This window comes from Bacillus seohaeanensis, from assembly GCF_042684945.1.
Lineage (GTDB): Bacteria > Bacillota > Bacilli > Bacillales > Bacillaceae_B > Rossellomorea > Rossellomorea seohaeanensis.
The window spans coordinates 919,979-940,171 of record NZ_JBHUMF010000031.1; the positions used below are offsets into that span (position 1 = coordinate 919,979).

The window sequence follows — 20,193 nt, forward strand, 5'->3', positions numbered from 1 at the left end:
TTTCATTTTAATCGTATTTTAGCAGAATATATGATAAATATATATAAGAAACAGTCCCCCCTGCTTCATGAACCATTCCTTTACTTCCTTACTATCTACTTCTTCCCTAAAGCCTCTCTTAATTTTTGCATCTCCTCATCAGACAACGTTACCCCTTTCCCCATCTTTTCATGATTCGGATCCCAATCTCGTATATCATACTTCGGATCCCGTCCGTTCCAACTAATGACATTTAATTCTTTTTTCCACCCTTTTGGCGACTCTGAAAGAACCGCAATCGTTTCGATGATTTCAAATTTAATGCCTGCCATTTCACACACTCCTTCTTTTTTCTATCCACTTTTTAAAACCCCGTCGCTCTGAAATATCTGAACAACTCATACCAACCGCTGTTTTTCTTTTAACTGATCAAATAGCTTCTCTACTGTCCCAACTCCAACATTTTCATATTTTGCGAGAATGACCAATTCTTTTGGCAGTTGCCCTACCGTTTCAATTTGATCTTCATTTAATTGTCTAAGCAGGCTAGGAATCCCTTTAAATTCATCTGCATGTAAAGGTAATTTTTTTAGTTCTTCCGTGACGATAATATAATTATCTTTATAGAATAAGAACAGCTCCCCTGGACGTTCAAGTGAAATTTTCCTGCGCTGTTTCTCTTCCTGAATAAATAGCCTTAATTCGTCAAAAAATGTTTGGTCATTTTTTTCATTGTAGCGTTTAACATGCTGATACAATCCTTCTAAATTGTTTGGTAATTCACTCACAATGCGAGCTTGTTGCTCTGCTCCTAATCTAATCAGAAATGTTTCCGATTTCGCAAACCGTTGTGGTAATAAGAAAGCATCACGGAGAAAATAAGGAACTTCTAGTTGCTGGTCTTGATAGGTAATTTTACGAATGGTTGTAAATCCAGGAGCTTCCTGTTCCGTTGTTGGTTCAACAACTGTAGCAGCCACTTCTTTTTGCGTTTGTTCGTTAACTGTTTTTTCGAGTGAAGCAGTAAGCAGTTCTTCAAGTGACTTTAGGCGAGCTTCAAGTTCTGCCATCTCATAGGGTGAGCTTAATTGTGGTGAAGGGTCTTGGTAATCGGGTACGGTAACATCAACCGGACCGTAAACTTCCACATACCATTTAACGATTGTATATAATGCCTCCCACGATAACAACGCTTCCGAATAACGAAACATTCGCGCATCATGAGCCGCTTGATTCCCGATTTGACGAACATGATGAAGCGCATCCTTTATCTCTGGAATTAAATAACCGTTTTCATTAAGCAAGTCAATTCTATCTATTAAACTAATTCGTTCCTCATAAGATAACTGTTCTGCTTGCATAACCTTTTGTAAAATTGTTTCGACAAAAACCCTTGCATGAGTAAGCATTGTTCTCGGACTTGTGAATATACTATTTTCCAGCTCACGTGCTACTAATGCTAGTTCTCTTGAAATTAGTTCTAGAAATTGATAAAAGTAGGATTGCTTGTCCACTGATTGTTCCCCCTATCGTTAGTAAAACGTATCATATGTATATATCATATAATGTTGGGAGTGAGGTGGTCTACCATATGATTGCAATTATTTATGAGACTAGAGTTTAAATATAAACACTCCATGTGGTTATTTTATTAATAGCCTGTTTTCTAATCAATCACCATTTAACTTGCAAAATTCATTAACACCCAAACACCGCCTTCGCTAATTCTAAGCTATAAGGAAGTTCTGTATCACCCTTCTCCTCATGAACTTCCATCTCCGCTAACTCTTCAAAGTAAAGTTGTTCCAATTTTTTATTCAAAATTCCGTAGAAATAGGCAATTGGTTTTTTAATGGCTTTCGTTCCCTTCCACTTGTTTATCATTTGTTTGAAGGAGTTTATCGCAACCGTCAAGACTTGCCCTTGCTCGTTTTCGCGATTATTTCGGTAAGCAGCTAATTTCGTCATTTTCCAATATTCTTCAACCGTTTGGGCCTCATCAAAGAAGCATTTCACTAATTGTCGAAAAGCTTGAGGGACTTCGTCGTTTGTAAAAGTGTGATCTAGTAGTGGTTTTTCACTAGTAACTACTTGTTGATGGTCATTATGCGTCGCTGTGTCTTTGCTATTATTGGAAACAGTAGTATCCAGAAAAGTGTTATCGAGCTCGTTGTCCTTACGTTTTTTTATTATTTGATTTTTAGTTTTAAGAAGATTACTAGTTTTATGGTGGTTCAACTTATCGTCAGTAGGTGGTTCATTTATAGGAAAACGATTGAAAATATAAAGATTACTAGATTGTGATCCATTCTTTCTTTCTGTTTCATGAACGGTGATGATTCCTAACTTTTTTGCTTTCCCAATCATGCGTTTAAAGCTAGAACGAGAAATTCCGTTATTATGGTATTCTTCATGAATAGCTTTTAACATCGTACCAATCTTCGCATTGCACACACCAGGGAACTTCGCAGCAAAGCGAACCAACCGTTTGAACCCGACTAGCTCTGCTTTTGTAAATTCTTTTTTGTACTCTACCATCCACATTTCGATGTGGTTATTGAATTCTTTTAGGCTTAAAAATTGTGAATACTGTTCAAATGCTTCTGTATTACCGGATTTTATATTCATCCTTTTGCACCACCCTTTCACTGCCTATATAGGGAGTTCAGTGTGAAAGGGACACCGTGCGACACCATTAATTGTGACGGAATTGTGAACAATATTACTGTCGAAGCGTAAAGTGCTAGACCTTGGGGTGCCTAGATAAAAAAACTAACATCTTGAATTTTATGGTAAAATATTCATAAAGCAAACGGGGCTAACTGCTCAAATCAGATAACCGTTTCTTCTTTATCGAAAAATAAGGGAGGGAATGATATTAGAAAGTATCTTGGTTGGGTATCTATTGGGATAATGATTGTTACCTTTGCTACGTTACAATATGGCGTAGGTAGGTTTGAAGGTAACCAGGGAATGAGCATTTTGATTGCAGGAGCCATATTGGCTGTTATTACCGCCTTACTGAGCGAAAAAGGGCTACCGAAGACAATTGCATTAATAATATTAGGTATATTAATAGGCGGTTTCATCATTATTGTGCTCAGTTTTATTTTGTTTGCGACAGGTTTTTGAATTAGTGACAAAAACGAAGGCATTTTTTGATTGACTGTTTAGAACAATTCAACAGAAAGTTAGTACGACCATACTGATCTCTTCTATGCCATTTTTCCTTTTACAAAAATAAAAACCAAAACAAAATCTAAGTAGTTCCGATAACGTGGAGAAAAATCAAAATCACAGGTTAAATAACATAGAAATTAGCAACATAAATAACAACGTAATCAACACGCAAAAAAGCTTGAGTCAAATAAAAAACTCAAGCTTTTGATTTGAGCTTATTGAATGCCACGTTAGTTGAAGAACATGTAACAACTGTCGCCAAGCTTTCCTTAATACCTATAAGCACTTTCGCATGTATTAGCTTGTGGCTCATAATAACAATGTTGTTTATATTGTCCTGCAAATGGTTGATTATACCACGTAGGTGGACACGAACCATACGGATTAAAATACCAAAGAGCATACTTAGAAGGATGTTGTCTCCAATACTTTACTACTTGTCGTGCCAATCTCCTCTCTATATCTCTTGCTGGTCTATAAAATAAACTACCCTTTTGTACTGCTTCAAAAGAGTAATTACCACCTTGAACATGGAAAATCACATCCCGTATGCTTCTTAAATCCTTAAAATCTAAACAATCAACTACTGCTCGATTTACTATGACATTTCCAACCATAAGCATCCCTAGTCGTCCTTCACCCACAGCTTCTGCATGTATCATCCTTGCAATCAAATCAATGTCACTTTTGGTATGGGCTACTCTCGCCAATTTTTATCACCTCTATATAAGAATTGTATTAAAAAGAACCTACAAAAATGTCAAGTGGTTATGAAAGGAACGGGACGGTTCTGTTTCTTCATTGAAGCGAGAGAAACGTTCCTTTGCTTTTTATTCGAGCTATAATTTTGTATTCAACAGGTGATTTTATTGTAATATTCAACTGTTGAAATAACCGCTATCTTCAACAGTTGAATCCTCATTCGAAAATTTTTTTATTGTGGGGTATCCTTTTTTATCGTTTTTCCTTATTTAGAATTTGAAGAAAGTGTTAGGAGGCGTTTGCAATGAGTAACGGATCGATGAAAATGGAAAATGATTTAGTAAGAGATGAAATTTGGCATTATTTTATTGGGCTTCGTTTGTACCTTTGGTTAGCTCTGAATGCTGTAAACCAAGGCAATGTGAACATTCGGGAACTCACACTGAAAAAGGAACAATATATTCGTTTTCTTTCTGATTTAAAGGATGATCTCAGTTACGTCGTTGAGAGAGGTCTAAAAAAAGTTCCAATAATGACGATTAGTAAAGCCATTAAGCATTTAGAATATTTGAGGTATATCCGGACGAAAGAAATAAAATATGGTTTTTACTTTACCATTCTCCCTATTCACAATGAAGCAGAAAAAATAGGCAGAACAAAGGCGGTACAAAACTGGGATGAATTTGATACAAAAGTGGTAACAGACAAAGATAGAAAGATAGAAAGAAAAGAAGATGATGATGAGAAGACAGCCGAGCAGCGGAATTTAGCTAAACAACAAGAGATCGCACAACCTTTTTTATGGAAGTTTGCAATAAAGGAACGTACCTAACAAAAGATTAAGCAAGTAACCCTACTTTAGTTAGGAGCTAGCGTTCATGATGAAGCGAAGGGGCGGTTCGTTTCATTAAAGCGTGAGAATTCTCCTACTTCATTAAAGTGAAAAAATCGCCCCTTTCCTTCAAACAAGATTATTCGGGTGGTCTCAAGCACGTGTTTTCAATAGGAAGACGCCTGGCATTTTAACAGTAATCAAATTTAAAAAGGAATTTATAGCAAATGGTAATTCAATAGCTGACATGTCTGAAAGAGGGGGAGTAAATTATTGAACTGAAATCCTTCTTTCACCTCATTACTGAAAGAAGCCGTGGAACCGTCTCCCATGCTTTTTTAATCTTAATTTAATTTCATAGAAAATCACCGCTTAAATACTTAACCTTGATACTTTATTCTAATCTAACATTAGCAATGGGAAATCACGAGAATACATCATTTTTATATAATATTTTAAATAAGAAATTGCTTATTGTGTATATAGTTTTTAGTCTACTGTGTGGAAATATATTATTAAAAAATATAATGGTTGCCCCACAATCTCTAGATAATTTCTTGTGTAAAACCTTTTCAAATCTTACCTTTTGCATCCTCTTCCACTAAAAACACTCACAAACATTGATGGATCAACATTTGCGAGTGTTCTGTCATTTCTTAATTAAACTCATTTTCACCTAAAGATACCGGTGGTCGGGGTCGAAATAGAGGGCGAAGCGTTGATATATAAGGGGTTAAATATGTGATGTGTAAAATCTGTGTAAAAGGATTTCTAATGTAATTTCTTTTTCCTAACTTTATTATCTACTCTAACATAGAATATTATTTAGATTTAAGATGCAATAATAGATAAGCCACCTTACATAAAAGGTGGCTTTTCCATTGAATTATAATTCAATTGTATATTCCTCACCTTTATCTACTTTTTCAAGGAGTTCTACCGCATGTCTTGAATATTTGTGCATTTCCATCTTGCCAGTCTTGATTAGGATATGATATTTATTATCTGTCTCTTTTATGTTTATACCTTCATTCCCATAAAGTGTTTCAATTAACCTATTTGCACTATGCCAATTTGAATATCCAAGTTGTTGACCAATCTGTGTTAAGTTATAGGGATATTGTAGGTTTAGTTGGCTTGGATCATCAAGCATTGCAACACCATATAATTTAGGTAAAGATTGTTCATCACTAACTGCTTTTTCAATAATATCAAAATCTACCTCTACACTTCTTCTTGGAATATCACTGCGTACCAACTTGTATGTCCTTGCAAGTAATGCTCTTAATAGTTTAGGGTGTACGTTATCCCATGCCTTGTTCGCACTGAATGCTTCAAATACCCAATCAAAATTTTCTGATTCAATATATTTAATTCTTACCTCTTTGTTATTGATAAATAAGACTTTCTCTCTTGAAGGTACATCATTCTCTGTTAGATTTTTATTATATTCTAAGAAGTAGATATTAGGAATTAAGTCCCCATCAGATGAGATAATTTCATCTATGTCCGATAATATTCTTTGTATATTTTTATCGTTAGCACTGTAACCAATAAAAACTAATGGGTGTTCCGCAAAAAATGTTAATAGTTTGGCACTTAGATATTTCTTCTTCTGTAAGAATAATTCATAGTCCTCTTCATTGAATACAAGATCCATATACTCACTTGTACTCCCATGAATTTTAAAGATTTCACCAATTGACATGGTATCAGGCTTTAATATTTTTTGACCTATTATAGGTTGATAGTCTGTAAAAATATTATCAATAAACATATCATAATTAGTAGTTATTATTGCATGTGGCTGTATCTCTTGTAAAAGTTTTATCTCAGTACGATAATGTTCTGACTGCACGTCACTAACACTTTCAGGTGTAATTGAATCCAATATAGATGCTATCATAAACTTAATATATCCTGACTTTGAAACTGATGCGTCAAATAGTTCATTTGGGAATTTCTCTTTATTTTCCCATGCCCATTTTCGGTAAAAATCGGTAAATTCACTGCCTATCTCTTCTAACGACGCTCCGTCTTGTAAATAATATCCTACCTCATGAGGTATAAAGGGGCATTCTTTTTGTAGTTGCTCTAATAATTCAATCCAATTTGGAGCATCAAAATATCTTTTAGATAACCCCGATCCAATAAAAAGAACTGGCTGTGTACCAAGTTCATTTAAACATTCATTTATATCAGATACCATATCTGCTTTATAATTACTGTAGTTCATATATAACACTCCTTCCTTTATGGAACTATACATACAATTATTCAATTTCATCAAAAATACTTAGTTGCTCGGTTTTTTCGCTGACAATATCTTTACGCTCTCCAAACTCAACATTATTAGTACCCATAATTATTTTCTTGTATTTTTCAACAGAATCTAATGCATAATCTAATAGATTTGCTTTTGATAATGATACATATAGTGCAACCGCTTTAGCTTGACAATTAATTGATTTCTGCGGATTAAATTCAATATCAGTAAAAGCATTATAACCAATGACTTTGTCAGCTAAGTCTTTATTTAAAGCTAAAGCATTTATATACAACCAATCATAAAACAACGTCTTTGGTTCAAGTTCCCATTTTCTACTAAAAAATTGAAAGTAAAGTAAGTCACCACTATTTTTGATACGAGGGTCTTTTTTCGCCTCCTTAGATGTTTTATCGTATAGGTCTAAATACGGCCCTCCATTTTGGAAAACTTTACTTGCTTGAAATGCAGTTTCAACACTGAACTTCTTACCATTTTTTGCTGTAATTATTAGGTTAAATGCACTTAACGCAACACCTAATTCATCTTTTGATTTACTTGATACTTCTAAAATATTTAATGTTTCGTCATACTTTTTGACGTTATCATGGAATGAATCTATTGACTTTTGCTTTTGTGTAACAGCAAATCCAGGATACCATTCAAAAACTATATCCTTTTCCATAACAAAATTACTTTCACTCTGCTTTGAAATAAAAACTGGTCTTTTAGCCATACTATCTCCTTATCTCCAATTCTCATAATCTTGCCTATAACTAAATAATCTTGGCTCGACACTTACCTTTACTTGCGACGGTATTAAAGTTTTATATTTATCTAATTGTCCTTTACTTTGAAATGCTACTCCCCATATTAACTCTGGTTTTATTACATCGAAAACCAAGACTTCTGCTTGTGGATTAGTTGGGTAACTACTTATTAGGTTCATTTCGTGTCTTGTTGGTTTTCCTGGATATTCTTCATAGAGTCTCATAAGACCCTCAATTCCTCTTCTTTCTTCAGAAGGAGAAGTTAGTATTTTTGCACTGGCCGCATTCTCTGAACAAAACAAGCATTCTTTTTCCCACAAGACTTGTTTACGAATACCTAAGACAACCCAATCAGTTTCAGGTTGCTCAACCCTGTAACTGTAGAACATTTTATAATTAGGAAACTGTATAGATAAACAATTAGCATCTTCACAGTCATCAATCCTATATAAATCATTATTTACATAGTCAATCCCTGTCTTGGATAACGGTGCAACAGGTATAAGTCCATTATCTAAGATACTACTTAGATTTTCAATCCGAGTAAAATGTACTAAATATTTTATACCCCTTTCATTTACAAAGTTCTGAATTGCCTTTTCTCCCACTAAATTTCCCATTAATATTTTCCCCCTCAGAAATGAATAATAACAAACCTCCTAATCTATAATAAAGAAACAAAAAGATAGGAGGTGTACCCATGAACAAAGACAACTTCACTACAATCAGTAGTAAAGAGCGTGTAAAAGTTGTGAACGACCTTCTCCAAAAGGAAGGTAATGATTTACGAAAGGTAGCAGACACCCTCAAAATTAAATACAGTACGTTCACAAAACTTATGCAAGAAAACGACTACGTGTATATAAAAAGATTGGGACAGTATTGTAAGTTTGTTCAAGATGATAGTTTAATAGTTGAAGATCCTACATCAGATAGTGATGAAGTAGCCTACATTAAAGAAAACTTTGCTATTTTGCAATCACTTATTGAAAGTAGAAAGGGCAACTATGACTTCACATTGGACAAGCGTATCTATCATTCCTCTTCTAAAACAGTAACCAAGAACTTCCGCATATCTGATGATATCTATAAACTGTTTGCTAAAACTTGTGATGAAGAATTCCCCCACCTTAAACTACAAGATATTATTGCTCAACTACTCCTTACCTTCACTGATCAATACGCCAACCAAAACAATATCTAAACATAAAAAGGCAGCTCCTTTACATTAATCTGTTAGGAACTGCCTTCTGTTGTTAATTCTGTGTTGTAATGCCGAGAAGTTCGCTATAGTTCTTTCACTATCTCTTCATCTAAAAATGCCTTTCTCTTTTCCCAATCTGGCATAAGGGAATAGAGCATGTTGTAAAATTTATCACTATGATCATTATACTTAAAATGGATTAACTCATGTAAAATTACGTAATCAATACAGTGTTTAGGTGCTTTTATTAGATTTACGTTGAGAAGTATAGTGTTTGTATCCAATAAAGCTGAACCCCAACGTGCTTTCATCACTTTCATATCAACGGATGGTTTTTCTACCCCGTACTTTTCAACTAAAGGAAACAGCTTATTTAATGACTCCTGGAAGGTTTTCTGAGCCTTTTCTCTAAACCATTCATCCATTAATTTAGCCTTTCTTTTAACATTGTCTGTATCTTTTACAAAAACATAGATAAAACCTCTAAAATATTTTACTACTTCTTCGTTCTCAGATTTTTGTACACGCAACCGATATTGTTTACCTAAGTATTTATAGGTTTCTCCGCTTACATACTCACGTTCACTTTGTTTCTCTGGTAACACACACTCAAAACTCTTGACGTGTTTACTAATCCAAGCACTCTTTTTCTTTACAAACTCATAAATAAAACTTAGCGGAACATCTTCTGCGGCCGAAACTTCTACCGTCATATCGGGTTTTATATTTAGATTTACGTTCTTAACCTTTTTTCTTTCGACTATAAAATCAATTGTTTTGTTTCCATATTGAACTTGATGTAGCTCCATGTTGTTCACCCTTAATATCGTCTAAGAGCAACTGTTTTTATCTGCTCAATGATTTTATCAATTGTATCAAAATCCAAGTCCACATTTTGCTCTTTGGAGAAATCGAATAATAAGTCATCTAACTCTTGTGCAATACGATTATGGATTTCAATGTTATCATGCCAGTCTACCTTTTGATGTTCTTTTATTATATTATCCATCTTTAAAGCCAAACCACCAAGGTTGTATTCTGCTGTTTCCTCTTTCACTTCACTCATAATGTCTTTTGTTACGCCATAGAATGCCTGTGCATCCCTATTCTCTTTGATTACGTCAGGGTAATCATCAGCAGTTTCGCCTTTTCGGTAATCCTTCATGATATCCTTCATTCGGTTCAAATATTCTGCTTCTGATATGCGTTTATCTTTATATTCTTGTATAGCTTCCTGTATTCTCTCAGAGAACTTTTTATAGTAAGCGGGGTTTTCATCCCATTTGGTACTTACACTTTTAGATAAGCGTGTACGAATCGCATCAGCTTTTGCCCGCTTAGAATCCAATCTCTCTAATTCTTCTTCAAACGCTTTTTCGTTCAATATATCAACAGGATTGGTGATGCGTATAACCTCTTCTGCTGAAATGTAATTATCCATTAACTTCTGCATCTTGGCTTCGTATTCTTTATGATCTATGGTGTCAGAGTATCGTAATTTAACACTTTTACGAAGCTCTTGGTAAAACTTTAGGTCTTTCTTGTACTTTTGCAACTCTTCTGGTGACAAAGCATTATAAATTTTCTCAGATTCTAACGCAATTCCAAGGTTGCGGCCAAACTTACTTACTGTATCATAAAACTCATTGCGTCTTTCTTCATCTTCAAGCCAAACCTCATATTCTTCCGTATCATGCTTGTTTTTTATAGGAGCAAACATCTGTAACAAGTCCGAATGATATTGACGCAACTGACCAATCACACTAATTACATCATGTATAGCACCTTCTATATCTTTTGGATCAAAATTCTCTAATCCTGCTCCTGAATACATTTGCATTGCTTCATCAAGTTTTTCTAATAAGCCTCGATAATCTACTATAAAACCATAGTCTTTACCTTCATAAAGCCGATTAACCCTTGCAATTGCTTGTAAAAGCGTATGTTCCTTCATAGGTTTATCTACATAAAGAACTGTGGCTCTTGGGGCATCAAAACCAGTCAGTAGTTTATCAACAACAATCAATAAATCAATTTCATCCCCATGAATGAATTCCTCTTTTATAGCATCCTCATAGGCTTCTGGTGTACCATATCGATCCATCATTCTCTTCCAAAAACGTTGTACCTTGTCTTTTGATTCTTCATCTACTGCTTCATGTCCCTCTCTTTGATCAGGAGAGGAAACGACAACTGCACAGTTTAAGTCCCCAAGTTCTTCAAAAGATTCTAAGTACCGAATTGCTTCTATCTTGCTATTTGTTGCAAGCATCGCTTTAAATTGACTACCTTGTGTCTTGTAGTTATCCAAAAAATGTTGGTTAATATCAAACGCAATCATACTTATGCGTTGATTAGATGATGCTATCCTCTCGAACAAGCTCCACTTTTTCATTACATCATCTTTTTGTTCGTCATTCAAATTTCGAGTAATCATTTCAAGGCGGTTGTCAATTGCACGCTGATTTACTGATTGATCAACCATTTTTCCTTCATATAGCAAAGGTACAATTGCTTTATCTCTAACGCCATCAGCAATGGTATAAGTATGGATTAGTTTACCAAACTTAATCATGGTGCTTTTTTCTTTTTTCATTAAAGGCGTACCTGTAAAACCAAGATAACACGCATTTGGGAATACCTTTTTCATTTTGATGTGGAGTTCGCCATACTGCGTTCTATGACTTTCGTCTACTAATACAAAGATGTCCCTTGATTCTACTGGTTTTTGTTTGGTAGATGCTGTGTCAAACTTATGCACCAAGGTCGTTACGATATCAGCATTATTATCATTTATTAAATCAACCAAATGGCTACCCGTTGTTGCCCTGCTCGCTTTTAACCTTGTATGATTAAATGTCTTATGGATCTGTTTATCTAACTCTACCCTATCCGTTACTACTACTACCTTTGGATTATAATTTGCTAACTCGGACATTATATATTTAGCTAACATAACCATTGTTAAACTCTTTCCTGATCCTTGCGTGTGCCAGATTACACCACTTTGCCGATTACCATTTTCATCCCGCTCTTCTATTGTTTTTAGTATCTCCTTTATAGCAAAATATTGCTGATAGCGTGTTACTTTCTTTTGATCTTTGTCATAAAGCGTAAAGAAACGGGTTAATTCTAACAACCGTTCTGGATGGAATAAAGAAATTATATTTTTATCCTGTGTTGTTGGTAAGCGGTCAGATACCGTTTTATCCAACCATGATCTTATCCAATCTTCCTTTTCTTCTTTCCATACCGACCAAAACTTCTTTGGTGTATTGGTTGTAGCATATTTCGTTTCATTTTTATTCGTAGACATGACAATTTGTACGAACTTAAATAGCTGTGGAGCATAGTCCTTCCCTTGATTACGGATCATTTGGCTAATGCCCTGTTCCATTGATATCGATGCCTTTTTGCATTCAATTACAGCAAATGGTATTCCGTTTACAAACAACACTAAGTCAGGGCGGACAGTTCCACGACCATCCATACGCTCAATTGAAAACTCCTCTACAATATGAAACTCATTATTCTCAAAGTTCTCCCAATCAATGTATTGAATGGTAAAAGACTTTTTAGAACCATCTGGTAAAAACTCGGTATAGCTTCTTCCTAACATAAGTGTTTCGAAAATCTTTTCATTCGTTTTGACAAGTCCATCTGATAATGGTTCATCTAAGTCTCTGATTGCTTGTTGGATATTAGAATCACTAAATTTATATGTAATTCCTTTATACTCATATGAATTGATTTCTTTTAACTTATCCTCCAAGTTCGTCTTCAATAAAACGTTATGGAGATTCCCGCGCATATTTTCTGCTTTTTCAGGAGCTATGTTAATATAACCTAAGCTATTCAAAACATTAACCGCAGGATCTTGACTAATATAACGTTCATCGTAACTATTCCCTTTCACCATTTCCACACCACCTTACATTTAAGGCAATGAGTAAAGTTTCATACCTTCACTCTAATTTTGCCTGTTAACAATGACTGCATAAGACCTTCTTTTTGCTCATTTAAAGCATTAAGTTCTCTATTGAGCAAATTAATTTCTTGCTCAGAAGTTAATAATATTTGTGCAACATTCTGTTGTTCATCATATGGCGGGACTATAATATCAAGTTTTAAAAAGTCCTTTTTACTCATTACCCTATTCCTGCCCGCCCCACCAGGAGAAATATTCTCTAATAAATACTTAAAATAAGGTTGAATAACGTAATATTTATAAAATAAAGGGTAAACATTTTCATTAAATTCATAAGTTGGGAATCTATGCGAAACCAATTTACCATGATCTTTATTATCAGCTATAGCTATAGCGTGTTCCCATGCAAATGTTATATTAACAATTAAATCATTTTCTTCAACTAAATATAATCTATCCATTGATACTTTACTCGGATCATCTACAAACTCATGAAATGTACCCTTTGCATGACTTCTTAACCCTAATCTCCAATAGCCTTTATTGGGCTTATCAATTTCTCGTATTTTGGGCTTTAAAATTTCCCCGATCTTTTTTATAGACCAATCATTTGGGATAATTCCTAACTTCGTGTCTTTGTATCCATTAGGAACTTCTCTTTTATCAATACACCTTAACCGTTCGTTTAACTCTTCTTTTGAGAACTTATTACCATCATTATAACGGATTTTACCTGTCAACATTTTCTGCATCAAACTTTTATGCTGTCTTTTTTTCTGATTAATTAATTTTTTCTTCAAATCTATAGCTTTATCCCATATTAAAAGGACTTCTGCTATCTTCTTTTGTTCTTTAATACCTGGTAATAGTAACCCTAATTTTTGTAAAGATTGTTGATTAATATTAGTGTTGGCACTTATCGTACTAAAGTTCAGGAGTTTTCTTCTAAAATAATTTGCATCAAAACAATACTTTTTGAAATATGTGTCCATCTCCGAACTTGTTTCTCTGAAACGTATTAAAAATCCACTATAAACTTTTTCCTTTAAGTCTTCTTCTATAAGAGTTGTTAAGCCAACACCTTCTGGCTTAACCGAGGATCTTACAAAAAGAACGTCTCCTTTATCTAATGAGTAATTTTCAAGTTCTGTCTCTGTACAATTAACCTTCGTGTTAAAAGAATCCTTATTGTTTAAACGCCTTTTACTAAAGACATCACTTAGATTAACCATCTCATTGCCTTGACCAAAATCTCCTTTGGACTTATTTAACCCATTTTTGAAGAAACCCAAATCCGCCAGTGGTATTATTCTCCACTCCTGTGGTATGATTCCAACAGTAGTTTCTTTATAACCGCTTGGAACTTTACCTTCCCTAATTAAAGATACTATGCTCTTATAATCATGTATCAATGTGATCACCTACAATCCAAGTTCTTTCAAGTATTTTTCCATCTGTTTTTCTACTTCTTTTATTTCTGCATTAATATTTGAGATATTTTCTTTTACCAAATCCATATCAACAGGATCTTCCTCTTCAAATGTGTCCACATATCGTGGAATATTCAAGTTATGATCATTCTCTCTTATTTCATCTAAGGTTGCGACATAAGAGTATTTATCAATAGTTTCGTTCTTTTCATATACATCTATAATTTTTTGTATATCAATTTCACGTAATTTATTTTGATTTGTACCCTTTTCATAGTTGTCTGAACCAGAAGCGTCAATGAATAACACATCTTTGCGTTGTCTATTTTTTTTAAAGAGCATTATACATGCGGGAATAGGTGTACCGAAGAACAAGCCTTCTGGTAATCCTATGACTGCTTCTAATAAATTCATTTCAATAATTTGTTCTCTAATTTTTCCCTCACTTGATCCTCTAAAAAGGACTCCGTGAGGTAAAATCGTAGCCATACGGCCATTTTCGGCTAATGAATAGAGCATATGTTGAACGAAAGCATAGTCCCCTTTCGAACTTGGGGGTACTCCCCAATCAAACCGTTTAAATTGGTCAAGACTCGCTTCCATTTTAAATTTTCTATCATTCGTCCCTTCACCCGCAAACCCCATTGCCCACTTATCTAAAGAGAAAGGAGGGTTTGCTACAATTGCTTGGAACTTCATTAATTTCCCATCTTCTAAATGTAAAGGATTAGCTAAAGTATCGCCCCATTCTATCTTTGCATCATCTATACCATGCAAGTACATATTCATGAGGGCTAATGAGTGAGTTGCCCCATTACGTTCTTGTCCATAGATTGCAACTTTTTTATTTTGTACTTGGTTTGCTACTCTTATAAGTAAAGAACCAGAGCCACAGGTTGGATCATAAATACGATCATTTTCTTGGGGCTTTACCAGACGTGCTAATAATTCTGATGCCATTGATGGTGTGTAAAATTCGCCACCCTTCTTACCTGCGTCTGAGGCAAAACGTTCAATCATATATTGATATGCGTCACCAATAACATCTTCACCACCAACAACGGATGGCTTTAACGTTAGTTGATTAAAGTCCTCTAATAAGGAACGAAGGATTGCATTTCTCTCCCTTGCTTTTCCAAGGATTGCTTCACTATTAAAATCAATATTACGGAAAACACCACGAAGTTTTCCTGTATTTTCATTTTCAATACGTTCTAATGCTTTATTAATAATTTCCCCAATTTCTGAATCATTTCTTTTACTGTATAAATAATCAAATGTAGATTGCTCGTTTAATACAAACCTTTCTCTGGACAAAGCACGTTGAATACGTTGTTCATCTCCATTGTAACGTTCTTTATATTCTTCTAAACTCTCTTTGTATGAATCGCTTAAATACTTAATAAAAAGCATCGTAAGAATATAGTCTTTGTATGTACTTGAATCAATTTTACCTCTAAAAGTATCGGCCGCTTGCCATAATACGTTATTAATTTGTTGTTGAGTCACTTTCTCTTCCATTTACTTTCCTCCTAATTCGTATCCTCTAATATTTGTCTGGAAATCCCTTTAAACCACACTTCTTTTTCCTCTAAAAGTCTCTTATACAGTAACTTTTCTTGCTGATGTAGCCTAAATAGTTCTATGAATGCTTTTTGTTTTGATATAGTTGTCTTGACAACTGGTAATGTCTTTAATACATTTTTGTTTGTACTCGGAATACGACTACCAGATTGTGACCGCTCCAATTCTTTTTTTACTTCAAATGTGTTTAAATACCATGCAATATATTCTGGTAAGTATTTATTCATATCTACTTTAATAATGGCAAAGTATGACGGTATTAACAACCCATTATGTTCTTTTCCAATATACACAGAGGTATTTGGGTGACTTAGACGCATCAATACATCTCCTTCTTTTGTAAAGTAATGATCGTCTAATTCATCATTACTATTAAATTCTTCAAAAGAGTCAGTATTGATGATACCTTCATCTGAAACGTTTTTCAGAGAAAGGAGCCTATATTTAGCCTTAATATCGTATTCATCCTTGGCCTTTTTCCTACTTAACACAAGACCTGTTTTTATCCTTGCTATATCTCCAAGCACCATATCACACCTCTCACACAAAATGTCAAATAAGGGATATAACATTTGTTAAATACAGTATATGACTTTTTTGTTGTGAAAGTCAACCACTCTCTTGTTATTTTTTCCAAAAATAAAAAAAGCCCTCTGTACCGAGAGCTAACTAACAATATTAATACCATTCTGTTCATTTACAATCGGATCAACGAGCAAGATTAATCGTTCCAAATGATAAATAATACTTGTTATCCGTTTAAGCATATCGAAATTTTCAGGGTACGAAAAGATTACTTCATTCTGTTCAACAGCAAGCAGATTATACCTGACTTCTTTCTTTATGACTTGTAGCATTTTATTGTATATTTCTTGATGCCGTTCATAGGATAACCTTAGTTTAAAGTAGCACCTTTCGTTTATATCTTTCAGACAAACAACATAGTCTAATCCTCCAACTCCCGCTCCGAAAACTATTTGGCGTTTGTTAAGGTTTGCTTTTGATCGATGTGCATTCAAAAAATAAGGAATTCTCTCTTTCAGACATCTAATAAAGTATTTATTTGCTCCCTTGATTGTTGACAGCGGTTCAGATATGTCATCTTTCAACTCGCTTTGAAAATCAGACGGAACTATTTCAATAGCTTTAAATAAACTCAATATCGGTAGATCAACCTTTTGATTTTTTATACTGTCCCACACTTCAATCTGCCCCTGTTTGTTAAGATCATCAAGTTGGAAGAGGCAACTATCTGAAAGCAATACCATATAAAGATTGATAGGTTTAGCTATACTAAAATGTAACAAGTTATACAATTGTTGCGTGTATTCTTCCTTAAAATCTGTAGCAATCCATATTATTATTCCTTCATCTATTGCTTCAATTATGTTTTTCACCTTTTCATAATGTCTTTGGTCTGCTTTGGTTAGCTGTGTTTCAACATAAACAGTAAGGTTATTCACATATTGATATCCATACATATCAATATACATTTTGTTTTCATTTGTATTTTCATACCGTTCTGATTCAAGATGTCTATATTCTCCACCTATAAATTGTGAAATTAAGGATGGATTCTGCTTTAAGATTAAATTCAAGATGAACTCCTTCCTTGATCCTTTAATACTCATGTCATTCCTCCCAAAATATAAAGAAAGAAGCTATTTAAGCCCCTTTCCTTACCTCTTCATCATTATCCAATATTTCATGTAGCCTACGTATCATCTCCCCTAACTGCAAAAAGTCTTTAAAATCACACCGCTTGTCCAACTTATTTGCAATCATGTCAATAATGTCAACAAAACATGTTTTGGCATCAATGGATACATTATCGATCCCCCTTATTGAGAAATTATTTTGTAGAAGTATTGCATCAACCGATTTAGTTTCCGCTTCTTTTTCTTCAACCGCAATGTGAAGTAATTCCCACAAGTCAATCTCTAACGCCTCTGACAAAAGAATAAACAAACTGAATGTAGGATTTTTTCTCTCATATCTTTCTAAGCGGTTAATGTAACTGGCACTTGAATCGATCTTTTCAGCCAATTCTTTCAAAGAATAGCCCTTCTTTTCCCTTGCTTGTTTAATCTTAACTGCAAATTTAGACGAGATTGCCCTCTCTTTCTTATCTACTGGTAGTCCTTTATTATTCAATACGCTCAACTCCCTTGTTATCTATCGCAATTACGATACCTGTTTTTTTATTGACTACTGTATTGTAGTCTTTTACATCGATTTCAATAACTGCCATTGTTTGGTTTATACCCGCTCGTTATAAAGAAACATAGCTATTTTCCCCAAAGACAAAAACATGATAAGATTTGCCTTTATAGTACCAAATGTTTGTTCGACACTGTTTAAAATTCCATATAGTGTAAGAATTCTTTTTATTCTTTTTAGGCAACAAAAACCCACCATAAAGAAATTGTTTTAATTGGTGGGCCGCATTTTCCTATCATTTGTATTTGTAAATCGGAAAATCTTTTAGTGGATTGATTATTATAGAAGGAGCATTCAAGTAGTTTTTTGGGATAAGAATGGGGTTTATGCCAAGGTTTTGTAGCATTTCCAAGCGACTATTCAAAGTCTTTTTAGACATATTATTTAATGGTGTTGAAACGTCATAAGAACTTACTTTTTTGAGGAAATCAATGAGTTTTCTTTTATAAGAGGATGATAGCGGGGAATCATAGATAATTTTTCGAGCCTGATCAATTTTGTAAAAATCACCTTTAAAGAAGATGGAGAAGATGCGTTCATCAAAATATTTCCTGTAAATGTCATCTTTCATATATTCCCATAACTTTCGAGAACGATGACCATTCCTTTCTTGGTAATACATGTGGTCTTCCCTTAGCTGTACTTCAAACCGTATTATATCCTTTTCATAATACTTAGGAATTTCTCCTTTTGCAATTCTCTCTTCATTTTTCAAATAAACAGTAGATTTGATTGATCCAGACGTGTGATCAACAGTAGTTTTATAGGGTTTATACTTCTTAGTCTCTTTATCTATATAACCGAGAATCTTATTTTGGCGTTTATACATCCTTGTAGTTTTCTTGTATATATCCAGTAATAATTGTCTTATTATTTGATTATCGTTAAATACATCATATCTATAATCGATTCGTTGCAATACATGATCATCATAAGCTGATGAATGTAAAAACAGATAGAAAAGAATCTTTCTAATTTCACCTTCCATTTTAAGGTAATCTTCTTCTGCAATATTCGGCTTGTTCAACAGCTCTATTGCATCAATAAACATGGATAACTTCCACTGACCTTTTCCCATTGCAGATAAGCTCATAGTTACTCCTGGAAATCTACCTTCAATGAATTTATTCAACTCGAAGGATTTGATATTAAACCGCTTATTCAATTCCTGTACATCTTGGTATGGAATTGGTAGATACATCTTCATTGTGTGAATCATTTTTATTCCTCCTTGTTATTTTGATAGCTGACTTGGGAGACATTTAGACCAGTAGCAGTAAGGGATTAACCACTCCTTCTTTCTCCCAACCCGACTATATTTATTTTCCCTTTACTTTAATATAAAGAGATAATCAATCTATCAAAACCCTTTAAACGTTGAATAACGTTCGAGCTAATAATCTTATATTCAATGATGAAAGAATTACAAAACTATGCACACAAAAAAGCAAGACAACTATAACAGTTACCCTGCTTTCATTATCAGATGATCACATTCCATCTTCTATTTTGATTTTTTTATTATTGCTCTTGCAGTTAAAAATCCGATTATAAAAATAATTAAAATAGATATGACAGCAACCATTTTAAGCTCCAAGTAAATACCTCCCTTTGTTATTTCTATTGTAGTTGTTCGAGCAACTCCATCACTATTTATTTTTTGAATCAAGCAAATCTATAAGTATCTCTATTGAATTAACTGGAAGTATGTCCAAAAGGTGCTGTAAACCCATATTGTAAAGTAACGCAAGACATAGCGTGTCTCTTTGTTTACCATCTGGATCAAATGTTATTCCATCCCACAATTCGAATTTATTTTCATAAGGAGTAACATTCTCCCAATCATTTACTGTTAGTAAATTCCCATCCTTTTTAGGTTCCAAGTTACACATAGATTATCACCTCCTCAATTTTATCAATTTCAAAATAGACTCCTTATCAATTTAATAGCTCTTTCATTTTCTTTAGACAAATTGGATTTATAATCAGACGGTAACTTGGTAAATTTCCTTGCCTTTAATCTTTTCCTATTAAACTCTCTGTTAATTCGCCACTGCATATAACTATCTTCATTTTTGGCACTCTTTATTTCTTCTAT

19 protein-coding genes are annotated in these 20,193 nt (G+C 34.0%); 3 read left to right on the forward strand and 16 right to left on the reverse strand.

Annotated elements, in window-relative coordinates:
- Nucleotides 1-95: 95 nt before the first annotated feature.
- From ACFSUL_RS17780 to ACFSUL_RS17790, 3 genes are all read right to left on the reverse strand, one after another.
- Complete coding sequence (locus tag ACFSUL_RS17780; protein WP_377937236.1) at nucleotides 96-311, reverse strand: YdbC family protein; 216 nt, start codon at nucleotides 309-311, stop codon at nucleotides 96-98.
- A 66-nt stretch (nucleotides 312-377) separates the two neighbouring features.
- Complete coding sequence (locus tag ACFSUL_RS17785; protein WP_377937237.1) at nucleotides 378-1,493, reverse strand: DUF4145 domain-containing protein; 1,116 nt, start codon at nucleotides 1,491-1,493, stop codon at nucleotides 378-380.
- Nucleotides 1,494-1,677: 184 nt separating this feature from the next.
- A complete protein-coding gene (locus ACFSUL_RS17790) occupies nucleotides 1,678-2,607 on the reverse strand; it encodes a hypothetical protein (RefSeq protein WP_377937238.1) in 930 nt (309 codons plus the stop codon).
- A 345-nt stretch (nucleotides 2,608-2,952) separates the two neighbouring features.
- On the opposite strand from ACFSUL_RS17790, the gene ACFSUL_RS17795 reads away from it, so the two are divergent.
- Nucleotides 2,953-3,111 (forward strand): hypothetical protein, encoded by a 159-nt coding sequence (locus ACFSUL_RS17795; RefSeq protein ID WP_377937239.1) that lies wholly within the window; start codon nucleotides 2,953-2,955, stop codon nucleotides 3,109-3,111.
- 317 nt (nucleotides 3,112-3,428) lie between these two features.
- Here the strand turns inward: ACFSUL_RS17795 and ACFSUL_RS17800 are convergent, their stop codons facing one another.
- Nucleotides 3,429-3,869, reverse strand: a complete 441-nt coding sequence (locus tag ACFSUL_RS17800; RefSeq protein ID WP_377937240.1) for a cell wall hydrolase — start codon at nucleotides 3,867-3,869, stop codon at nucleotides 3,429-3,431.
- Nucleotides 3,870-4,165: 296 nt separating this feature from the next.
- Here ACFSUL_RS17800 and ACFSUL_RS17805 point away from each other — a divergent pair, with 296 nt between their 5' ends.
- Nucleotides 4,166-4,693 carry a hypothetical protein gene (locus ACFSUL_RS17805; RefSeq protein WP_377937241.1) on the forward strand — a complete coding sequence of 176 codons (528 nt, stop codon included), beginning with the start codon at nucleotides 4,166-4,168 and terminating at the stop codon, nucleotides 4,691-4,693.
- Nucleotides 4,694-5,579: 886 nt separating this feature from the next.
- Here the strand turns inward: ACFSUL_RS17805 and ACFSUL_RS17810 are convergent.
- Genes ACFSUL_RS17810 through ACFSUL_RS17820 form a run of 3 tightly spaced genes read right to left on the reverse strand, consistent with a single transcriptional unit; the run spans nucleotide 5,580 to nucleotide 8,349 of the window.
- Nucleotides 5,580-6,962: an SIR2 family protein gene (locus ACFSUL_RS17810; protein WP_377937242.1), complete on the reverse strand. Its 1,383-nt coding sequence runs from the start codon at nucleotides 6,960-6,962 to the stop codon at nucleotides 5,580-5,582.
- Nucleotides 6,963-6,966: 4 nt separating this feature from the next.
- Nucleotides 6,967-7,695 carry a DarT1-associated NADAR antitoxin family protein gene (locus tag ACFSUL_RS17815; protein ID WP_377937243.1) on the reverse strand — a complete coding sequence of 243 codons (729 nt, stop codon included), beginning with the start codon at nucleotides 7,693-7,695 and terminating at the stop codon, nucleotides 6,967-6,969.
- 9 nt (nucleotides 7,696-7,704) lie between these two features.
- Nucleotides 7,705-8,349, reverse strand: coding sequence for a DarT ssDNA thymidine ADP-ribosyltransferase family protein (locus ACFSUL_RS17820; RefSeq protein WP_377937244.1), 645 nt, complete (start codon nucleotides 8,347-8,349; stop codon nucleotides 7,705-7,707).
- An 80-nt stretch (nucleotides 8,350-8,429) separates the two neighbouring features.
- Between ACFSUL_RS17820 and ACFSUL_RS17825 the strand changes: the two genes are divergently transcribed.
- Nucleotides 8,430-8,933 carry a hypothetical protein gene (locus ACFSUL_RS17825; protein ID WP_377937245.1) on the forward strand — a complete coding sequence of 168 codons (504 nt, stop codon included), beginning with the start codon at nucleotides 8,430-8,432 and terminating at the stop codon, nucleotides 8,931-8,933.
- Nucleotides 8,934-9,016: 83 nt separating this feature from the next.
- Here ACFSUL_RS17825 and ACFSUL_RS17830 read toward each other — a convergent pair whose 3' ends face one another.
- From ACFSUL_RS17830 to ACFSUL_RS17870, 9 genes are all read right to left on the reverse strand, one after another.
- Nucleotides 9,017-9,742 (reverse strand): M48 family metallopeptidase, encoded by a 726-nt coding sequence (locus ACFSUL_RS17830; RefSeq protein WP_377937246.1) that lies wholly within the window; start codon nucleotides 9,740-9,742, stop codon nucleotides 9,017-9,019.
- 11 nt (nucleotides 9,743-9,753) lie between these two features.
- Nucleotides 9,754-12,852: a type I restriction endonuclease subunit R gene (locus tag ACFSUL_RS17835; RefSeq protein WP_377937247.1), complete on the reverse strand. Its 3,099-nt coding sequence runs from the start codon at nucleotides 12,850-12,852 to the stop codon at nucleotides 9,754-9,756.
- A 38-nt stretch (nucleotides 12,853-12,890) separates the two neighbouring features.
- Entirely contained in the window at nucleotides 12,891-14,273 is a 1,383-nt protein-coding gene (locus ACFSUL_RS17840; protein ID WP_377937248.1) for a restriction endonuclease subunit S, read from the reverse strand.
- A 9-nt stretch (nucleotides 14,274-14,282) separates the two neighbouring features.
- A complete protein-coding gene (locus ACFSUL_RS17845; protein ID WP_377937249.1) occupies nucleotides 14,283-15,812 on the reverse strand; it encodes a type I restriction-modification system subunit M in 1,530 nt (509 codons plus the stop codon).
- 11 nt (nucleotides 15,813-15,823) lie between these two features.
- On the reverse strand, nucleotides 15,824-16,405 hold the full coding sequence (locus tag ACFSUL_RS17850) for a restriction endonuclease subunit S (RefSeq protein ID WP_377937250.1): 582 nt from the start codon (nucleotides 16,403-16,405) through the stop codon (nucleotides 15,824-15,826).
- 135 nt (nucleotides 16,406-16,540) lie between these two features.
- Entirely contained in the window at nucleotides 16,541-17,506 is a 966-nt protein-coding gene (locus ACFSUL_RS17855; RefSeq protein WP_377937251.1) for a hypothetical protein, read from the reverse strand.
- A 34-nt stretch (nucleotides 17,507-17,540) separates the two neighbouring features.
- The gene (locus ACFSUL_RS17860) at nucleotides 17,541-18,029 is read right to left on the reverse strand and encodes a helix-turn-helix domain-containing protein (RefSeq protein ID WP_377937252.1); all 489 of its coding nucleotides are present in this window, start codon (nucleotides 18,027-18,029) and stop codon (nucleotides 17,541-17,543) included.
- A 301-nt stretch (nucleotides 18,030-18,330) separates the two neighbouring features.
- Nucleotides 18,331-19,314 (reverse strand): hypothetical protein, encoded by a 984-nt coding sequence (locus ACFSUL_RS17865; RefSeq protein WP_377937253.1) that lies wholly within the window; start codon nucleotides 19,312-19,314, stop codon nucleotides 18,331-18,333.
- 430 nt (nucleotides 19,315-19,744) lie between these two features.
- The gene (locus tag ACFSUL_RS17870; protein ID WP_377937254.1) at nucleotides 19,745-19,987 is read right to left on the reverse strand and encodes a hypothetical protein; all 243 of its coding nucleotides are present in this window, start codon (nucleotides 19,985-19,987) and stop codon (nucleotides 19,745-19,747) included.
- Nucleotides 19,988-20,193 lie beyond the last annotated feature (206 nt).